This window comes from Pseudomonas sp. BF-RE-21, assembly GCF_019947305.1.
GTDB lineage: Bacteria > Pseudomonadota > Gammaproteobacteria > Pseudomonadales > Pseudomonadaceae > Aquipseudomonas > Aquipseudomonas migulae.
Window position 1 is genome coordinate 108,279 of sequence record NZ_JAGYGF010000013.1, and the last position, 16,411, is coordinate 124,689.

15 protein-coding genes and 4 tRNA genes are annotated in these 16,411 nt (G+C 58.9%); 9 read left to right on the forward strand and 10 right to left on the reverse strand.

From position 1 onward, the window contains the following. Genes KGB25_RS12140 through KGB25_RS12155 form a run of 4 tightly spaced genes read left to right on the forward strand, consistent with a single transcriptional unit; the run spans position 1 to position 3,298 of the window. Positions 1–837, forward strand: a complete 837-nt coding sequence (locus tag KGB25_RS12140) for an ABC transporter permease (RefSeq protein WP_162130714.1) — start codon at positions 1–3, stop codon at positions 835–837. After that, positions 824–1,624, forward strand: coding sequence for an ABC transporter permease (locus KGB25_RS12145; RefSeq protein WP_008030379.1), 801 nt, complete (start codon positions 824–826; stop codon positions 1,622–1,624). Before KGB25_RS12140 ends, KGB25_RS12145 begins: the two co-directional genes overlap by 14 nt. Beyond that, positions 1,621–2,610, forward strand: a complete 990-nt coding sequence (locus KGB25_RS12150) for an ABC transporter ATP-binding protein (RefSeq protein ID WP_008030381.1) — start codon at positions 1,621–1,623, stop codon at positions 2,608–2,610. The genes KGB25_RS12145 and KGB25_RS12150 overlap by 4 nt, the downstream gene beginning before the upstream one ends. 34 nt (positions 2,611–2,644) lie before the next feature. Continuing rightward, on the forward strand, positions 2,645–3,298 hold the full coding sequence (locus KGB25_RS12155; protein ID WP_008040903.1) for an HAD family hydrolase: 654 nt from the start codon (positions 2,645–2,647) through the stop codon (positions 3,296–3,298). Positions 3,299–3,416: 118 nt separating this feature from the next. Here KGB25_RS12155 and KGB25_RS12160 read toward each other — a convergent pair whose 3' ends face one another. Beyond that, positions 3,417–4,379 carry a zinc-binding dehydrogenase gene (locus tag KGB25_RS12160; protein ID WP_223435050.1) on the reverse strand — a complete coding sequence of 321 codons (963 nt, stop codon included), beginning with the start codon at positions 4,377–4,379 and terminating at the stop codon, positions 3,417–3,419. A gap of 138 nt (positions 4,380–4,517) precedes the next feature. Here KGB25_RS12160 and KGB25_RS12165 point away from each other — a divergent pair, with 138 nt between their 5' ends. Both KGB25_RS12165 and KGB25_RS12170 read left to right on the forward strand, forming a co-directional pair. Continuing rightward, the gene (locus tag KGB25_RS12165) at positions 4,518–6,599 is read left to right on the forward strand and encodes a carboxy terminal-processing peptidase (RefSeq protein WP_008040905.1); all 2,082 of its coding nucleotides are present in this window, start codon (positions 4,518–4,520) and stop codon (positions 6,597–6,599) included. 132 nt (positions 6,600–6,731) lie between these two features. Next, positions 6,732–8,522 (forward strand): bifunctional diguanylate cyclase/phosphodiesterase, encoded by a 1,791-nt coding sequence (locus KGB25_RS12170; protein WP_008040906.1) that lies wholly within the window; start codon positions 6,732–6,734, stop codon positions 8,520–8,522. Positions 8,523–8,631: 109 nt separating this feature from the next. Here KGB25_RS12170 and KGB25_RS12175 read toward each other — a convergent pair whose 3' ends face one another. The 5 genes from KGB25_RS12175 to KGB25_RS12195 form a co-directional block, all read right to left on the reverse strand. After that, positions 8,632–9,042 (reverse strand): sel1 repeat family protein, encoded by a 411-nt coding sequence (locus tag KGB25_RS12175; protein ID WP_008040907.1) that lies wholly within the window; start codon positions 9,040–9,042, stop codon positions 8,632–8,634. Next, positions 9,043–9,414: a hypothetical protein gene (locus tag KGB25_RS12180; RefSeq protein WP_003223109.1), complete on the reverse strand. Its 372-nt coding sequence runs from the start codon at positions 9,412–9,414 to the stop codon at positions 9,043–9,045. It lies immediately after the preceding gene. After that, the gene (locus KGB25_RS12185) at positions 9,411–9,752 is read right to left on the reverse strand and encodes a helix-turn-helix domain-containing protein (RefSeq protein WP_207285747.1); all 342 of its coding nucleotides are present in this window, start codon (positions 9,750–9,752) and stop codon (positions 9,411–9,413) included. Before KGB25_RS12185 ends, KGB25_RS12180 begins: the two co-directional genes overlap by 4 nt. A gap of 113 nt (positions 9,753–9,865) precedes the next feature. Then, positions 9,866–10,321 (reverse strand): YkvA family protein, encoded by a 456-nt coding sequence (locus tag KGB25_RS12190; protein WP_192227878.1) that lies wholly within the window; start codon positions 10,319–10,321, stop codon positions 9,866–9,868. Positions 10,322–10,614: 293 nt separating this feature from the next. Continuing rightward, positions 10,615–11,331, reverse strand: coding sequence for an FKBP-type peptidyl-prolyl cis-trans isomerase (locus KGB25_RS12195; RefSeq protein WP_008040911.1), 717 nt, complete (start codon positions 11,329–11,331; stop codon positions 10,615–10,617). Positions 11,332–11,600: 269 nt separating this feature from the next. Between KGB25_RS12195 and KGB25_RS12200 the strand changes: the two genes are divergently transcribed. Beyond that, positions 11,601–13,409 carry a di-heme-cytochrome C peroxidase gene (locus tag KGB25_RS12200; RefSeq protein ID WP_223435051.1) on the forward strand — a complete coding sequence of 603 codons (1,809 nt, stop codon included), beginning with the start codon at positions 11,601–11,603 and terminating at the stop codon, positions 13,407–13,409. A gap of 29 nt (positions 13,410–13,438) precedes the next feature. Further along, complete coding sequence (locus KGB25_RS12205; RefSeq protein WP_223435053.1) at positions 13,439–14,575, forward strand: catalase family protein; 1,137 nt, start codon at positions 13,439–13,441, stop codon at positions 14,573–14,575. Positions 14,576–14,718: 143 nt separating this feature from the next. Here KGB25_RS12205 and KGB25_RS12210 read toward each other — a convergent pair. The 4 genes from KGB25_RS12210 to KGB25_RS12225 all read right to left on the reverse strand — a co-directional run bounded on the left by KGB25_RS12210 (position 14,719) and on the right by KGB25_RS12225 (position 15,250). Next, positions 14,719–14,795 (reverse strand) — tRNA-Asp (locus KGB25_RS12210). 19 nt (positions 14,796–14,814) lie between these two features. Next, positions 14,815–14,890: transfer RNA gene (locus KGB25_RS12215), tRNA-Val, on the reverse strand. A 188-nt stretch (positions 14,891–15,078) separates the two neighbouring features. Continuing rightward, positions 15,079–15,155 (reverse strand) — tRNA-Asp (locus KGB25_RS12220). A gap of 19 nt (positions 15,156–15,174) precedes the next feature. Then, positions 15,175–15,250 (reverse strand) — tRNA-Val (locus tag KGB25_RS12225). A gap of 160 nt (positions 15,251–15,410) precedes the next feature. On the opposite strand from KGB25_RS12225, the gene rdgC reads away from it, so the two are divergent. Then, complete coding sequence (rdgC, locus tag KGB25_RS12230; protein WP_008035659.1) at positions 15,411–16,331, forward strand: recombination-associated protein RdgC; 921 nt, start codon at positions 15,411–15,413, stop codon at positions 16,329–16,331. Positions 16,332–16,411 lie beyond the last annotated feature (80 nt).

Below are 16,411 nucleotides of genomic sequence, written 5' to 3' on the forward strand. Positions count from 1 at the left end.
ATGACTCGCGGCAAATGGCTGGCGGCCTTGTGCCTCGTGCCCTTCGCACTGTTTTTTATCGTGTTCGAGATCGCCCCGCTCATCTGGGTGATGATCAACAGCCTGCAATCGGAAGAGTTCGGCTGGGGCCTGGCCAACTTCACCAAGATCTTCAATTCGAAGTTCTATTTGCAGGCGATCCAGTACAGCCTCGAGATCAGTTTCTGGTCCAGCGTGTTCGGGATCATCATCGCGGTGCTCGGCGCTTATTCCCTGCGCCGTGTCGACTCGAAGCTGCGTAACTTCGTCAACGCCTTCGCCAACATGACCAGCAACTTTGCCGGCGTGCCTTTGGCCTTCGCGTTCATCATCCTGCTGGGTTTCAACGGCAGCATCACCATCATGCTCAAGCAGGCCGGGATCATTCAGGATTTCAACCTGTACTCGAAAACCGGGCTGATCATTCTCTACACGTATTTCCAGATCCCCCTCGGTGTGCTGCTGCTCTACCCGGCCTTCGACGCCCTGCGCGAGGACTGGCGTGAATCTGCCGCGCTGCTGGGTGCCAACGGCTGGCAGTTCTGGCGACACATCGGTTTGCCGGTGCTGACGCCGGCACTGCTCGGCACCTTCGTGATCCTGCTGGCCAACGCCCTCGGCGCCTACGCCACGGTTTACGCACTGACCACCGGCAACTTCAACGTGCTACCGATCCGTATTGCGGCGATGGTCTCCGGTGACATTTCCCTGGACCCGAACCTCGCCAGTGCGCTGGCCGTGGTGCTGGTGGCGTTGATGACCCTGGTCACCATCGTGCATCAGCTGCTGTTGAAGAGGAGCTACCATGTCTCGCGCTGAATTGGGCCCCGTCGGTATCTATCACCGCGTCGTGGTTTACCTGCTGTTTGCCATTCTGTTGCTGCCACTGGTTGGCACGCTGATCTACTCGATTGCCAGCAGTTGGTCGGCGACCATTCTGCCCAGCGGCTTCACCGTCAAATGGTATGTGCAGCTGTGGAGCGATCCGCGATTCCTGAGTGCTTTTGGCCAATCGCTGCTGGTCTGCATCGGTGCGCTGATCCTGTCGGTGGTGCTGATCCTGCCCCTGCTGTTCGTGGTGCATTACCACTTCCCGAAACTCGATGCGCTGATGAACATCCTGATCCTGCTGCCCTTCGCGGTGCCGCCGGTGGTGTCGTCGGTGGGGCTGTTGCAGCTTTACGGTTCAGGGCCGTTCGCGATGGTCGGCACGCCATGGATTCTGATCGGTTGCTACTTCACCGTGGCGCTGCCGTTCATGTACCGCGCGATCACCAACAACCTGCAAGCGATCAACCTGCGCGACCTGATGGACGCCGCCCAACTGCTCGGTGCCAGCACTTTTCAGGCGGCATTCCTGGTGGTGCTGCCGAACCTGCGCAAAGGTCTGATGGTCGCGTTGCTGCTGTCGTTCTCGTTCCTGTTCGGTGAGTTCGTGTTCGCCAACATCCTCGTCGGCACCCGCTACGAAACCCTGCAGGTCTACCTCAACAACATGCGTAACAGCAGCGGCCACTTCACCAGTGCGCTGGTGATTTCCTACTTTTTCTTCGTACTGGTTCTGACCTGGGCGGCCAATATCTTGAACAAGGACAAAAGCGAATGAGCTATGTCAGCGTCCAACATCTGCAGAAAAACTATGCAGGCACCACCGTATTCAGCGACATCAACTGCGAAATCCAGAAGGGCGAATTCGTCACCCTGCTCGGCCCGTCCGGTTGCGGCAAATCCACGCTGCTACGCTGCATCGCCGGGCTGACCTCGGTAGATGGCGGCAAGATCTTGCTGGATGGTGTGGACATCGTGCCGCTGAGCCCGCAGAAACGCGGGATCGGCATGGTGTTCCAGAGCTACGCCCTGTTCCCCAACATGACCGTGGAGCAAAACGTCGCTTTCGGTTTGCGCATGCAGAAGGTCAACAGCGACGACAGCCAAAAGCGCGTTGCCGAAGTGCTGAAACTGGTGGAGCTCAACGATTTCGCCGCCCGTTATCCGCACCAACTGTCCGGCGGTCAATGCCAGCGCGTCGCCCTCGCCCGCTCATTGGTGACCCGTCCACGCCTGTTGCTGCTGGACGAACCGCTGTCGGCCCTTGATGCGCGGATTCGCAAGCATTTGCGCGAACAGATCCGTCAGATCCAGCGCGAGCTGGGCCTGACCACGATCTTCGTCACACACGATCAGGAAGAAGCGCTGACCATGTCTGACCGGATTTTCCTGATGAATCAGGGAAAGATCGTACAGAGCGGCGACGCCGAAACCCTGTACACCGCGCCGGTGGATGTGTTCGCTGCCGGCTTTATCGGCAACTACAACCTGCTCGACGCCGACAACGCCTCGAAATTGCTGCAACGACCGATTACGCATCGCATCGCGATTCGCCCGGAAGCCATCGAACTGAGCCTGAACGGCGAACTTGACGCACAAGTGCGCAGCCACAGCCTGCTGGGCAACGTGATTCGCTACCGGATCGAGGCCCGGGGCGTGGAATTGGTGGTGGATGTGCTCAACCGCTCGGCGGCCGATCTGCACCCCGATGGTCAGCGTCTGGCGCTTTCCATCGATCCGACGGCCCTGTGTGAGGTAGCCTGATGACTTTGCTGATGTTGAAGAGAGAACTGCACTGATGGCCCTGGCAATTTTTGATCTGGACGAAACCCTGATCCACGGCGACTGCGCCACCCTCTGGAGCGAACAGATGGGCCGGCTGGGCTGGGTCGATCCCGAGTCGTTCATGCGTCAGAACAACGAACTGATGGACGCTTACAGCCACGGCAAGTTGCGCATGGAGGAATACATGGCCTTCAGCCTCGAACCGATGATCGGGCGCACACCCGAAGAGGTCGACCACTTGGTCGGGCCGTGGGTGGAAGACTTCATCGAACCGATCATCTTCAGCGACGCAACCAAAGCCATCGCCGCCCATCGCAAGGCCGGTGACCGGATACTGGTGATTTCGGCGTCGGGTACACACCTGGTCAGGCCGATTGCCGACCGCTTGGGCATCGACGAGATTCTGGGCATCGAGTTGGAAGTGTTGCATGGGGTCTATAGCGGCAACACCGTCGGTACGCTGACCTACCGCGAAGGCAAGATCACCCGATTGCTGGAATGGCTGGATGCGGAAGAGGAAAACCTGGAGGGCGCGAGTTTCTATTCCGACTCACGTAATGATTTGCCGCTGTTGCTGAAGGTAGATTTCCCACACGTGGTGAACCCTGACCCGGTATTGCTCGAGCACGCCGAAAAAGCCGGCTGGCCGATCCACCTCTGGAAATAACGCAAAACCCTGTAGGAGCTGGCTTGCCAGCGATGAACGATAACGCGGTGACCCTGTAGACCGCATCGTCTGAATCGCCGGCAAGCCAGCTCCTACAAGGATGGCGCCGTACCAGACCTCAGGTCAGGCTTTCGTCGATCACCAACACCAACTTCCCCGCCACCTTGTTCGTCGCCAACTCGGCAAATGCCGCTTCGGCATCCTTGATCGGGAAGGTCTTCGCCAACTGCGGGCTCAATCGCCCTTCGGCAAACAACGGCCAGACATGCTGGCGTAAATCACTGAACAAATCCGCCTTGAACTGATCGTCACGGCTGCGCAAGGTCGAACCCAGCAACTGCACGCGTTTGGCCAGCACCTGCGCCAGATCCAGTTTTGCCTCACGGCCGCCCATCAGGCCAATCAACACCCAACGGCCATCAAGAGCCAGCAGCTTGAGGTTCAGCGCGGCGTAGTTGCCGCCGACCGGGTCAAGAATCACATCGAACGGCCCCAGGTCGCTCAAGCTGTCCAGAGCGTCGGTGCGCACCACGCCACCCTGTGCACCCAGCGCTTCGCAATAGGCCAGACGCTCGGCAGAACCGACGCTGACCCAGCACGGGTTGCCAAACGCCTTGCACAGCTGAATGGCAGCTGAACCGATTCCACTTGCTCCGGCGTGAAGAAGAACTTTCTCACCCGGTTTGAGCGCAGCCAATTGAAACAAATTCAGCCAGACGGTCGCATAGACTTCGGGTAGCGCTGCCGCCTCAGCCAGGGACAATCCTTCGGGGACCGGCAGCACATGCCGTCCGTCGACAACCACCTCTTCGGCCATCCCGCCCCCGGCCAGCAAGGCGCAGACCCGATCACCGACCTGCCAGGACGAGCCCGGGCCGACCTCACTGATCACCCCGGAACACTCAAGACCCAGTACCTGACTGGCCCCCGGCGGTGGCGGATAAAGGCCCGCCTTCTGTAACAAATCGGCGCGATTGAGGCCCGCTGCCGCCACGCGAATGCGAACTTGCCCTACATCGCATGTAGGACCGGGCTCTTCAACCCACTCCACTTGACCGTCAACGCCTTGCAATGCTTTCACAGTGCCTCCATAGTGAGTCTGGACTGAGCCCGAAGCTGTAGCGCCGGGCTTTTTGCATTATGCGACCGGCCCTTGTGGTACCGGCGACTTCAAAGACGGCCTAATATGCGTTATCAATTGTCCCCGCGTCGAATCAGCATGAAGCATCTGTTCCCCAGCACCGCCCTCGCCCTATTTATTGGTATCGGCCTGATGCCGATGTCGAGCAATACGTTCGCAGCCAATAGCTGGGACAAGCTTCAGCCAGATCGTGACGAAGTGATCGCCAGTCTGAATGTCGTCGAGTTGCTCAAGCGTCACCACTACAGCAAGCCGCCGCTCGATGACGCACGCTCCGTGATCATCTACGACAGCTACCTCAAGCTGCTGGATCCGTCGCGCAGCTACTTCATGGCCAGCGACATTGCCGAATTCGACAAGTGGAAAACCCAGTTCGACGACTTCCTCAAAAGCGGCGACCTCAACGCCGGGTTCACCATCTACAAGCGCTACCTGGACCGCGTAAAAGCGCGTCTGGACTTTGCCCTTGCGGAGCTGAACAAGGGCGTCGACAAGATCGACTTCACCGCCAAGGAAACCTTGCTGATCGATCGCAAGGACGCGCCTTGGCTCAAGTCCACCGCAGAGCTCGACGACCTGTGGCGCAAACGCGTCAAGGACGAAGTGCTGCGGATGAAGATTGCTGGCAAAGAGCCCAAGCAGATTCAGGAAACGCTGACCAAGCGTTACAAGAATCAGCTCTCGCGCCTGGACCAGACCCGTCCGGAAGACATCTTCCAGGCGTACATCAACACCTTCGCCATGTCCTACGACCCGCACACCAACTATCTGTCGCCGGATAACGCGGAAAACTTCGACATCAACATGAGCCTGTCCCTCGAAGGCATCGGCGCTGTGTTGCAGAGCGACAACGACCAGGTGAAAGTCGTGCGTCTGGTGCCGGCAGGTCCTGCCGACAAGACCAAGCAGGTCGCACCGGCCGACAAGATCATCGGCGTTGCCCAGGGCAACAAAGAGATGGTCGACGTGGTCGGCTGGCGCCTGGACGAAGTGGTCAAGCTGATCCGTGGTCCGAAAGGTACCGTGGTGCGCCTGGAAGTCATCCCGGCCAGCAATGCGCCGAACGACCAGACCTCCAAGATCGTGCCGATCACCCGCGAAGCGGTGAAGCTTGAAGACCAGGCCGTGAAAAAGTCGGTCCTCAACCTGAAGCAGGATGGCAAGGACTACAAGCTCGGCGTCATCGAGATTCCGGCCTTCTACCTCGACTTCAAGGCTTTCCGTGCCGGCGATCCGGACTACAAGAGCACCACTCGCGACGTCAAGAAACTGCTGACCGAGTTGCAGAAAGAGAAAGTCGACGGCGTGGTCATCGACCTGCGCAACAACGGCGGCGGCTCCTTGCAGGAAGCCACCGAGCTGACCAGCCTGTTCATCGACAAAGGCCCGACCGTGCTCGTGCGTAACGCCGATGGCCGGGTCGATGTACTCGAAGATGAAAACCCGGGCGCCTTCTACAAAGGCCCGATGGCGCTGCTGGTCAACCGCCTGTCCGCCTCGGCTTCGGAGATTTTCGCCGGCGCGATGCAGGACTACCACCGCGCACTGATCATTGGCGGCCAGACCTTCGGCAAAGGCACCGTGCAGACCATTCAGCCGCTGAACCATGGCGAACTGAAACTGACCCTGGCCAAGTTCTACCGGGTTTCCGGCCAGAGCACCCAGCATCAGGGCGTACTGCCGGACATCGATTACCCGTCGATCATCGACACCAAGGAAATCGGCGAGAGCGCCCTGCCGGAAGCCATGCCGTGGGACACCATCCGCGCGGCCATCAAGCCTGCGGTCGACCCGTTCAAGCCATACATTTCGCAGCTCAAATCCGAGCATGACGTACGTTCGGCCAAAGACGCGGAGTTCGTGTTCATCCGCGACAAACTGGCCCTGGCGCAGAAGCTGATGTCGGAAAAAACCGTCAGCCTCAATGAAGCCGAGCGTCGTGCCCAACACGCGGATATCGAAGCCAAGCAGCTTGCGATGGAAAACATCCGTCGCAAGGCCAAGGGCGAAGAACCGCTCAAAGAGCTGAAGAAAGAAGACGAAGATGTCGCTGCGGCCGAGCCGGACAAGGTCAAACCAGAAGACGATGCCTACCTGAGCGAGACCGGTCGGATTCTGTTGGACTACCTGAAACTCAACACCGCGGTTGCCAAACACTAAGTTGTTACAAGCACGATGATGGCAATTTAATGCTGACGCCCCCTTAGCGTCATCAAACAGTCATCATTCTGTCGTGAAATACGGGACTGAGAGCTTTGGCTCTCAGTCCTTTTTTTTTCGCCAGAGACCGCCATGACCACTACCGAACAGCTGAGTGCGTTGAGTTCAATATTGACTCAAAGCGGTTTGCACAGCCTGTTCCAGCCAATCATTTCGCTCTCTGAACGACAGATCATCGGCTACGAAGCCCTCAGCCGTGGCCCCTCCAACAGCCCGCTGCACTCGCCCATCGCCTTGTTTGCCGTCGCCCGCCAGGCCGGTCGCTTGAACGAGCTGGAAATTGCCTGCCGCGAGAGTGCTTGCCGGCGCTTTAATGAGCAGCAACTGCCGGGCAAACTCTTTCTCAACGTGTCGCCGGAATCGCTGCTCGAAGCGGCTCACCAACCGGGTCGGACCCTGCAACTGCTGCAGGATTTCGGCATACCGCCCAGCCAGGTAGTTATCGAACTGACGGAACAGACGCCGACCGACGATTTCCAGCTGCTGCAAAACGCGCTGCATCACTATCGGGCGATGGGCTTTTCCATTGCGCTGGATGATTTGGGTGCCGGTTATTCGAGCCTGCGCCTGTGGTCCGAGCTGCGGCCGGACTATGTGAAGATCGATCGGCACTTCATCGACGGCATCCATCAGGATGCGCTCAAGCGTGAATTTGTCGGTTCCATCATGCAAATCGCCAAAGCCTCTCGGGCACAAGTGATTGCTGAAGGGATCGAGCTGCCGGAGGAGCTCGCGGTGTTGACCGATATGGGCGTCGATCTGGTCCAGGGTTATTTGCTCTGCCGCCCTCAAGAACACCCGCCAAGGGAAGCGCGAAACTTGATGCCCAAACAGGACAGCTCTGCGGTGGCGCTGAACGACGAAGGCAGTGACCTCAGTGCTCTTTTGATCGATCAACCAGCGGTCGCACGGGGTACGCCGACTGCCACGGTGCTGGAAGCCTTCCGCCGCCAGGCCAACCTGAACTCACTGGCGGTGCTCGATGAGCAAGGCCACCCTTGCGGCATCGTCCATCGGCATTCGCTGTCGGACGCCCTGCTCAAACCCTTTGCCACCGACCTCTTTGCCCGCAAGCCCATCAGCCGGTTGATGAACGACGACTTTCTCGCCGTCGAGATGAGCCAGTCGCTGCAACAAGTCAGCCGCCTGATCACCAGCCGCGCCCGGCAGCGCATCGAGGAAGACTTCATCATCACCCTCAACGGCGGCTATCTGGGACTGGGTCGGGTCATCGACGTATTGAAGCTGATTACTGAACTGAAGATCCAGCAAGCCCGTTACGCCAACCCACTGACCCTGCTGCCGGGTAACGTGCCGATCCAGCAATGCCTGACGCGCCTGCTGCAACAACAAAGGGAATCAGTGATCTGCTACGTGGACATCGACAGTTTCAAACCCTTCAACGACATCTACGGCTACGGACGCGGGGACGAAGTCCTGCTGTGCCTGGCGCAATGTCTGAATGATCGCGTCGACCCGTCCCGCGACTTTGTCGGCCATATCGGCGGTGATGATTTCCTGCTGGTGCTCGGGCCGGAAGACTGGCGCAAACGTTTGAACCAGCTGCTCGATGATTTCCAGAGCCAATGCCGGCGCTTCTACCGCAGCGAACACCTGGAAGCCGGCTGCTTCATCGCCCCGAATCGCCAGGGCGTGCGCCAGGAATTTCCGTTGTTATCGCTGTCGATCGGCGTGGTGCATTTGCATCCACAGGCCTGTGGACAACTCGATGCGAGCCAGTTGGCGGAGATGGCGTCGCAGGCTAAACACCACGCGAAGAATGTGCCGGGGTATAGCGTGCATGTGATTGATAGTCTGACGGCGCCCAAGCGAGAGGATGAATTGCTGGTTGGGCAGCGGTGATGGGGCTGACGCCTTCGCGGGCAAGCCTCGCTCCTACGGGATGGGTGTCGTTATTAACGTTCACATCCCGTAGGAGCGAGGCTTGCCCGCGAAGGCGTCGGATCAGCCACTAATTATCCAAAGGACCGCGAGCAGCCAACTCTTTCAATTTGATCTCAGCCAACGGATGTCCGGCCTTGGCAGCCATCGCCCAAAACCGGGCGGCCTCATCCGGATCCGGTGCCTTGCTCGCCGTCCCGGCCAGACTGATCACCCCCACCTGATACGCCGCCTTGCCATCCCCCGCCAACGCCGCCAGGCGCAGCAAGCGGACACCTTCCTCACGAGCCCCAAGGCCCACGCCGCGAAAGGCCAGAATGTGGCCATAGAAGCTTTGAGCGTCGACATCGCCCAGGTTCGCCATGCGTGCAAGCTGGCCTTCAAGCCAACTCCAGCCGCGTGGCTGACGCACAAACCACGACCAGTGAAACAACCGGCGAGCCAGCCAGTAACCGGCCCGCGCCTTGAGCTTGAAAAACACTCAGGCTTCCGCCGATTCGGGGTACTCGTATTCGAACACTCGCACCACTTCCGAGGCATGCCACGAGGCGGCGGCGACACCATCGGACGGCCCGGAGAAACGCCCCAGGCGCTCGACGCATTCGAAGAAACCGGTGCGCGGCAGGCGACTGGCGCCCTGGCTGATTACCAACGAGCTGCGCAGCGGCTGCTCGGCCTTGGCGTCCAGTGCGGCCAGGTGCTCAAGGGCCGCGGTCAAGGTTTGCATGGCCGGCGTCGGCAATTGCAGGCGCTCAAGCAACGCGCGGTAGGTCAGCAAATGACGCTGGCGGCGCGCCTGATCCAGCTCGCCCAGCAATCCGTCCCAATGTTGACGACTGATGCGTACGCTCACGATTCTTCCCTCCACCCTGGCACCGTCAATTCCCAGGCCAGGCTGCGGCGAATTGCAGCGTCGGGTTGACGCTCGCCACTTTCGATCAAGGCCAGATAGGACGGGCTGATGCCTACCGTGCGGGCCAGCGCCTCAATGGCGATGCCCTTCCCTTCGCGCAAACTGCGTAGTTGATCCAGACCCGGAAGAATCTGGTCTGGCGTGGCCGCGCGATGCACAGGGGCCTCGCGCGGCGGTTGTTGATCGATGCCTGCTGCTTTGAGTAGAGCCTGATACTGAGCCCACGGAACAACCGCATACTCGGGCTCGCCTTCGCGTGTGATTATCTGAATATCCATGACTTCCCCGTAGGACAACGACACTTAGCGAGTCGGCGCTTTTCCTTAGAAGTGTAATCCTAACAGCGGCCAAGGTCGCGGGGGTATGAATATAGGGATGATCCTGAATCGACTCAGGTTTTTTTCGGGCCCTGCAGTTGAAGTTGTTCCAGGGTATCGGGCAAGCGCTCGACCACCGCGAGCTTCTCTGGCACCTGGCGATTGCGCCAGGCGCGGAAGGCGTTGAGCTCGTCGTCGAGAACCTTCATCAGCCAGGCGAGCACGGCGATGTCATCGAACATGCCGAACACCGGAATGAAATCCGGAATCGCATCCACCGGGCTCAGGAAATACATCAAGCCTGCCACCACCGAGATCAGCGCTTTAGGGCTGATGGCCCGGTATTCACCGCGCCAGTAAGCCAGGCACAACGCCTGCAACAAGCGCAGGTCGTCTTTGAGCTTGCCCAAACGGTTGCCCTGGCTGGCACCTTTGCTGGCTACCGCGAACAATAACGTCGGCAAACGCCCACGAGCGAGCAGACGTCCGGCCAGTGGCAGGAAACGAGCGAAATTCCAGGGTGCTTTCATCATTCCTCCCGCTGAAATGTTATCCACACAAATTGTGGATAACCTTGTGAACAGAGCTGCATTTCACGGCTGAAAGCCCCGTTTCATAAGGGCTCAACTCAGATCGGGCGTTTTTTACTCACATAAAAAAACCCAAGATTTCATTGACTTGGCGCTCCGCCGCGGCTAGCGCAGGCGCTCTCAATGGCTATGACTCCAGCCTGAAACATCCGTTCGCTTTGTTTACCCTTGCCGGACGCCAGATGCAACAACGCCCCGCATAAGCGAGGCGTTGTTGTCAGGACAAACGCTAATTACTTGGCAGCGTCGTCTTGTTTTGCCGGATCCTTGATCGCCAGCAGTTCCAGGTCGAATACCAGCACCGAGTTGGCTGGAATCGCCGGGCTTGGGCTTTGGGCACCGTAAGCCAGCTCGCTAGGGATGAACAGTTTGTACTTCTCGCCAACGTGCATCAGTTGCAGGCCTTCGACCCAACCCGGAATCACGCCGCTGACCGGCAGATCGATCGGGCTGCCACGCTCCACGGAGCTGTCGAACACGGTGCCGTTGGTCAGGGTGCCGGTGTAGTGAACAGTCACCACGTCGGTCGGCTTAGGCTGTGCGCCATCAGCTTTCTTGACCACTTCGTACTGCAGGCCCGAAGCAGTGGTGGTGACACCGGCTTTCTTGGCGTTGTCTTCGAGGAATTTCTTGCCGGCGGCTGCCGACTCTTCACTCATTTTGGCCATACGTTCTTCAGCACGCTTCTGCAATGCTGCGAAGGCTTCGACCAACTCGTCATCCTTCAGTTTCTGTTCTTTCTTGCCGATGGCATCTTCAATGCCCTGGGCAACGGCTTTGGAGTCCAGATCATCCATGCCTTCCTGAGCCAGGCTCTTGCCCATGTTCAGGCCAATCCCGTAGGAAGCTTTTTGCGCCGGGGTTTTCAGCTCTACGCTGGTCTGCGAGTCGCAACCCGCAAGTACCAGGCTAACCAGGGCCACCGCCGCCGCCAACCGATGCTGTTTCATGCTATTTCCTTGTTCATGCGCCTAAAGGGCAATCGAGTAAAGCCGCGAGCTTATCAGGCGGCCACGACCAATGGCTACCGGCATGAGAGCAGGAAACTTCTGATAAGTTCAGGTGTTTTAACGCATTTCCGGAATCGGATGATGAAGCTTCTGTCATCTTCGCCCCACAGGGACGACTGCTTCGTCCCACAACAACTGAAGTAATGGCCACTTGCCCCACGATTGCAGCTGAGGCATAAGAGAGCGACAACTCGACAAGGATGTTTAACTTGCGCCTCTTTTATCGCTTTCTGATTCTGATCGTTGCGCTGCTGGGCCTCGCCCTCGCCGTGATTCTGTATTACGTCGCCAACCCGAAACTGCCGAACTGGTCGCCAGCACAACAAGTGCATTACCTGGAGCAGTGGAGCGCGGCCGACCGCCAGACCTACTACTTCACGCCCCAGGGCACTCAGGTCAAAGGCTTGCGCTACGAGTGGTTCAACGCGCTCGAGCTGCCCTTTTCGCAACAACGATTCGCCAGCCCGGAGTACCTTGCGCGCTTCGGCTTCCTGGTCGATCCCGGCCAGAAAGCCACGCCAAACAACCCCGGCAACCTGCCCGTGGGTTTCGCCCGCCATCAAAACCCCGGCAGCCAGGATCAGTTTCTGGACATCACCTGCGCCGCCTGCCACACCGGCGAATTGCGCTTCAACGGTCAGGCCATCCGCATCGATGGTGGTTCGGCGCAACACGTCTTGCCGTCCAGCGTTCCGACACTGCGCGGTGGCAGTTTCGGACAAGCTCTGGTCGCCAGTCTGACGTCGACTTACTACAACCCATGGAAATTCGAACGCTTCGCTCGCAACGTGCTGGGCCAGGAATACGACGCCCGGCATCAACAGCTGCGCAAAGACTTCAAAACCTCTCTCGATACGTTCCTGAAAGTAGCCTGGAACGACACCCATCGCGGGCTCTACCCGACCGAGGAAGGCCCTGGCCGCACCGACGCGTTCGGGCGTATTGCCAACGCCAGTTTCGGCGACGCGATCTCACCGGCCAACTACCGGGTGGCCAATGCGCCGGTCGACTACCCGCAACTGTGGGACATGTGGACATTCGACTGGGTGCAGTGGAACGGTTCGGCACAGCAGCCGATGGCCCGCAACATCGGCGAGGCGTTGGGCGTAGGCGCCACGTTGAATTTCTTCGACAGCAACGGGCAGCCACTCAAGGGCGACTACCGATATCCGTCCAGCGTGCGGGTGCGCGATTTGCACCTGATCGAAGAAACCCTGCAACAACTCAAACCACCTGCCTGGCCGGAAGAGCTGCTGGGCGCGGTCGACAAGCCTTTGGCCGCCAAAGGTCGCGCACTGTTCACCGAGAACTGCGCCGGTTGCCACGTTCCGCGGACGATCCAGGAAGGCGAGCGCTGGGTGCAGCAGTTGCACATGCTGCCCGTCGACGTCATCGGCACTGATCCGACAGCGGCGAGCAACATCGCCAACCACCGTTTCGACCTGACCGCGCTGCAATGGGACCCGACCGAACTGGCACAGATGGACGTGAAGCTGCACCCGACACCCGAGGAGCCGCTGGACCTGAGCCAGCTTTCGGTGGCCAAGGGGCTGGCCTACGTCACGGCGTTCGTCGAGGACCGTGCATACCGAGAGGCCAAGGTCACAGCCGCAGAAAAGCCTCGGCTCGATGGCTTCGGCCTGCCGATCGGCGTTCGTGAAAAAGTCGCCTACAAGGCTCGGCCGCTGTCAGGCGTCTGGGCGACAGCACCGTTCCTGCACAACGGCTCGGTACCAAGCATTTATCAATTGCTCTCGCCTCAGGACGAACGCGCGGCCGCCTTCTATAAAGGCACGTTCGAGTACGACCCGAAACACCTGGGCTATCGCACCGAAGCCTTCACCAATGCATTCCTGTTCGATACGCGCATTACCGGCAACCACAACAGCGGCCATGAATTCCGCGCGGGTAAACGCGGCAACGGGGTGATTGGCCGACTGCTGCAACCCGAGGAACGCTTTGCGTTGCTGGAGTACCTGAAAGTGCTGGGCGGCCCGCTGGAGGCGCAATTGCCATGATCATGACCACCTTCAAGAAAGATTTGCCGATGCTTGCCCGGTTCTGGTTGTGGCTGGGTCGCCTGCTCGGCAAAACCCTGCTGGTTTTGCTGGGCATCGGCTTGCTTGGCTGGGCGCTGGCCACTGCCTGGTTTGCCTGGCAGCACCGTGGACCGGTCTCGGCACTGGAGCAGATTCCGGATGGCGAAGCCGCCATGACCCAGGACGTGATCCAGACCGCCGTGCGGATTGTCGATCAACACCGTGAAAGCACCCGCTATCTGCGTGATGCCCATGCCAAGGCCCATGGCTGCGTAAAGGCCGAGGTGCAGGTGTTGCCGGATCTGGCGACAGAGTTGCGTCAAGGTGTGTTCAGTGAGCCGGGCAAGACCTGGCAAGCGACGATGCGCCTGTCCAACGGCAATGCCTACCCGCAATTCGACAGCATCCGCGATGCGCGGGGCATGGCGATCAAACTGCTCGATGTGCCAGGCAAGCAACTGCTCAGCGATCAACAGCGGCGCGGCGAACAGGACTTTGTGATGTTCAGCCATCCGAACTTCTTTGTCAGCGATGTCGCCGAATATCGTCAGAATGTCGCCGCCCAGGCGGACGGCAAGAAGGTGATGGCGTTCTTTCCGGGCTGGGACCCGCGCACCTGGCAGGTCCGTCATCTGTTTATTGCCTTGGCGACACTTTCTCCGCCACCACCGAGCCCGACCCAGACGACGTATTTTTCGGTTTCGCCCTACAAATTCGGTGAGGCCAATGCCAAGTTTCGGGTCATGCCCGACCCAACGAACTGCCCGACCTATGCTTTGCCCGCGCAAAACCAGAAGCTGCCGAACTTTCTGCGCAATGCGCTGAACCAGCAACTGTCGACCGATCGGGTGCCCGCCTGTTTTGTCCTGCAGATCCAGCGGCAGGATGCAGGCAAGTACATGCCGATCGAGGACACCAGCGTTGTATGGAAGGAAAGTGACGCGCCTTTCCAGACGGTGGCGCGGATCAACGTGCCCGCGCAGGACTTCGACACGCCAGCATTGAACCTGCAATGCGACAACCAGTCGTTCAATCCATGGTTTGGTGTTGAGGCCCATCGTCCGATTGGCGGCATCAACCGCTTGCGCAAAGCTGTCTACGAGGCGGTCAGCGATTACCGACACAGCCGAAACGCCGAGCAGTAAGCAGGCACAAACGAAAAAAGCGACCCGAAGGTCGCTTTTTTAATGGAAGTCGGCATAAAGCCAAACCCCAGACAGCAAAAAGCCCGCTTAAAGCGGGCTTTTTCCGTGGTGACCTGGCGTTCAGTGTTCCAGGTTACCGAATATGGCGCAGCGGACGGGACTCGAACCCGCGACCCCCGGCGTGACAGGCCGGTATTCTAACCGACTGAACTACCGCTGCGCGTAGCGTTGAAAGTAAATGGTGGGTGATGACGGGATCGAACCGCCGACATTCTGCTTGTAAGGCAGACGCTCTCCCAGCTGAGCTAATCACCCTTTACCTTCGTTGCGGGGCGCATTGTGCCACAGATTTTCATAACATGTTGATTTAATTGATAAATAATTCAAAAAAATCTGAAAACCGGTGAAACGACGCATCCAGCAGGAACTTCAGGCAGAAAAAAACCCGCGTTAGCGGGCTTTTCCGTGGTGACCTGGCGTTCAGCGTTCCAGGTTACCGAATATGGCGCAGCGGACGGGACTCGAACCCGCGACCCCCGGCGTGACAGGCCGGTATTCTAACCGACTGAACTACCGCTGCGCGTAACACTTGAAGCGAATGGTGGGTGATGACGGGATCGAACCGCCGACATTCTGCTTGTAAGGCAGACGCTCTCCCAGCTGAGCTAATCACCCTTCACTTTCGGTGTGGCGCGCATTCTACGGAGCGACCTCACCTCTGGCAAGCACTTTTTTAAATAATTTTTTCAGGCCTTCCAAAGGCTTAGAGAAGGGTTGGCCTATGGCGCCACGAAGAGAATAATGCCCCACTTTGTATAAAGGAGAGACTCGCCCCATGTGGTTCAAAAACCTGCTTATCTATCGCCTGACCCAAGATCTGCCTTTTGATGCCGAGGCGTTGGAAACTGCACTGGCCACCAAACTGGCGCGTTCATGTGCAAGCCAGGAGTTGACCACCTACGGTTTCGTCGCGCCTTTCGGCAAGGGCGAAGATGCACCACTGGTGCACGTCAGCGGCGACTTCCTGCTGATCTCCGCCCGTAAGGAAGAACGCATCCTGCCGGGCAGCGTCGTGCGTGACGCCGTTAAGGAAAAGGTCGAAGAGATCGAAGCCGAACAAATGCGCAAGGTCTACAAAAAGGAACGCGATCAGATCAAGGATGAAATCATCCAGGCCTTCCTACCGCGTGCCTTTATCCGTCGTTCGTCGACCTTCGCGGCCATTGCACCGAAGCAAGGGCTGATTCTGGTCAACTCGGCGAGCCCGAAACGTGCCGAAGACCTGCTGTCGACCCTGCGCGAAGTGATCGGCACCCTGCCGGTACGTCCGCTGACCGTGAAAATGTCCCCGACCGCCACCATGACGGAATGGGTCACCACCCAGAAAGCCGCGGATGACTTCTTTGTGCTGGACGAGTGCGAGCTGCGCGACACCCACGAAGACGGCGGCATTGTGCGCTGCAAGCGTCAGGACCTGACCAGCGAAGAAATCCAGTTGCACCTGAGCACCGGCAAAGTGGTCACTCAGCTGTCGCTGGCCTGGCAGGACAAACTGTCCTTCGTCCTCGACGACAAGATGGTGGTCAAGCGCCTGAAGTTCGAAGACCTGCTGCAGGATCAGGCGGAACAGGACGGCGGCGAAGAAGCCCTCGGCCAGTTGGACGCCAGTTTCACCCTGATGATGCTGACGTTCGGCGACTTCCTCCCGGCGCTGGTTGAAGCGTTGGGCGGTGAAGAGACGCCGCAGGGAATCTAAAGCCTGGTGATTTTCCACTGTGGGAGCGGGCTTGCTCGCGAAAGCGGTTTTACATCCAACACATGTGTTGGTTGAAACAC

Coding starts and splice junctions, on each gene's coding strand:
- KGB25_RS12155 (WP_008040903.1), top strand. CDS start 2,645: ATGGCCCTGGCAATTTTTGATCTGGACGAAACCCTGATCCACGGCGAC.
- KGB25_RS12165 (WP_008040905.1), top strand. CDS start 4,518: ATGAAGCATCTGTTCCCCAGCACCGCCCTCGCCCTATTTATTGGTATC.
- KGB25_RS12190 (WP_192227878.1), bottom strand. CDS start 10,321: ATGAAAGCACCCTGGAATTTCGCTCGTTTCCTGCCACTGGCCGGACGT.
- KGB25_RS12185 (WP_207285747.1), bottom strand. CDS start 9,752: ATGGATATTCAGATAATCACACGCGAAGGCGAGCCCGAGTATGCGGTT.
- KGB25_RS12150 (WP_008030381.1), top strand. CDS start 1,621: ATGAGCTATGTCAGCGTCCAACATCTGCAGAAAAACTATGCAGGCACC.
- rdgC (WP_008035659.1), top strand. CDS start 15,411: ATGTGGTTCAAAAACCTGCTTATCTATCGCCTGACCCAAGATCTGCCT.
- KGB25_RS12140 (WP_162130714.1), top strand. CDS start 1: ATGACTCGCGGCAAATGGCTGGCGGCCTTGTGCCTCGTGCCCTTCGCA.
- KGB25_RS12195 (WP_008040911.1), bottom strand. CDS start 11,331: ATGAAACAGCATCGGTTGGCGGCGGCGGTGGCCCTGGTTAGCCTGGTA.
- KGB25_RS12205 (WP_223435053.1), top strand. CDS start 13,439: ATGCTTGCCCGGTTCTGGTTGTGGCTGGGTCGCCTGCTCGGCAAAACC.
- KGB25_RS12145 (WP_008030379.1), top strand. CDS start 824: ATGTCTCGCGCTGAATTGGGCCCCGTCGGTATCTATCACCGCGTCGTG.
- KGB25_RS12170 (WP_008040906.1), top strand. CDS start 6,732: ATGACCACTACCGAACAGCTGAGTGCGTTGAGTTCAATATTGACTCAA.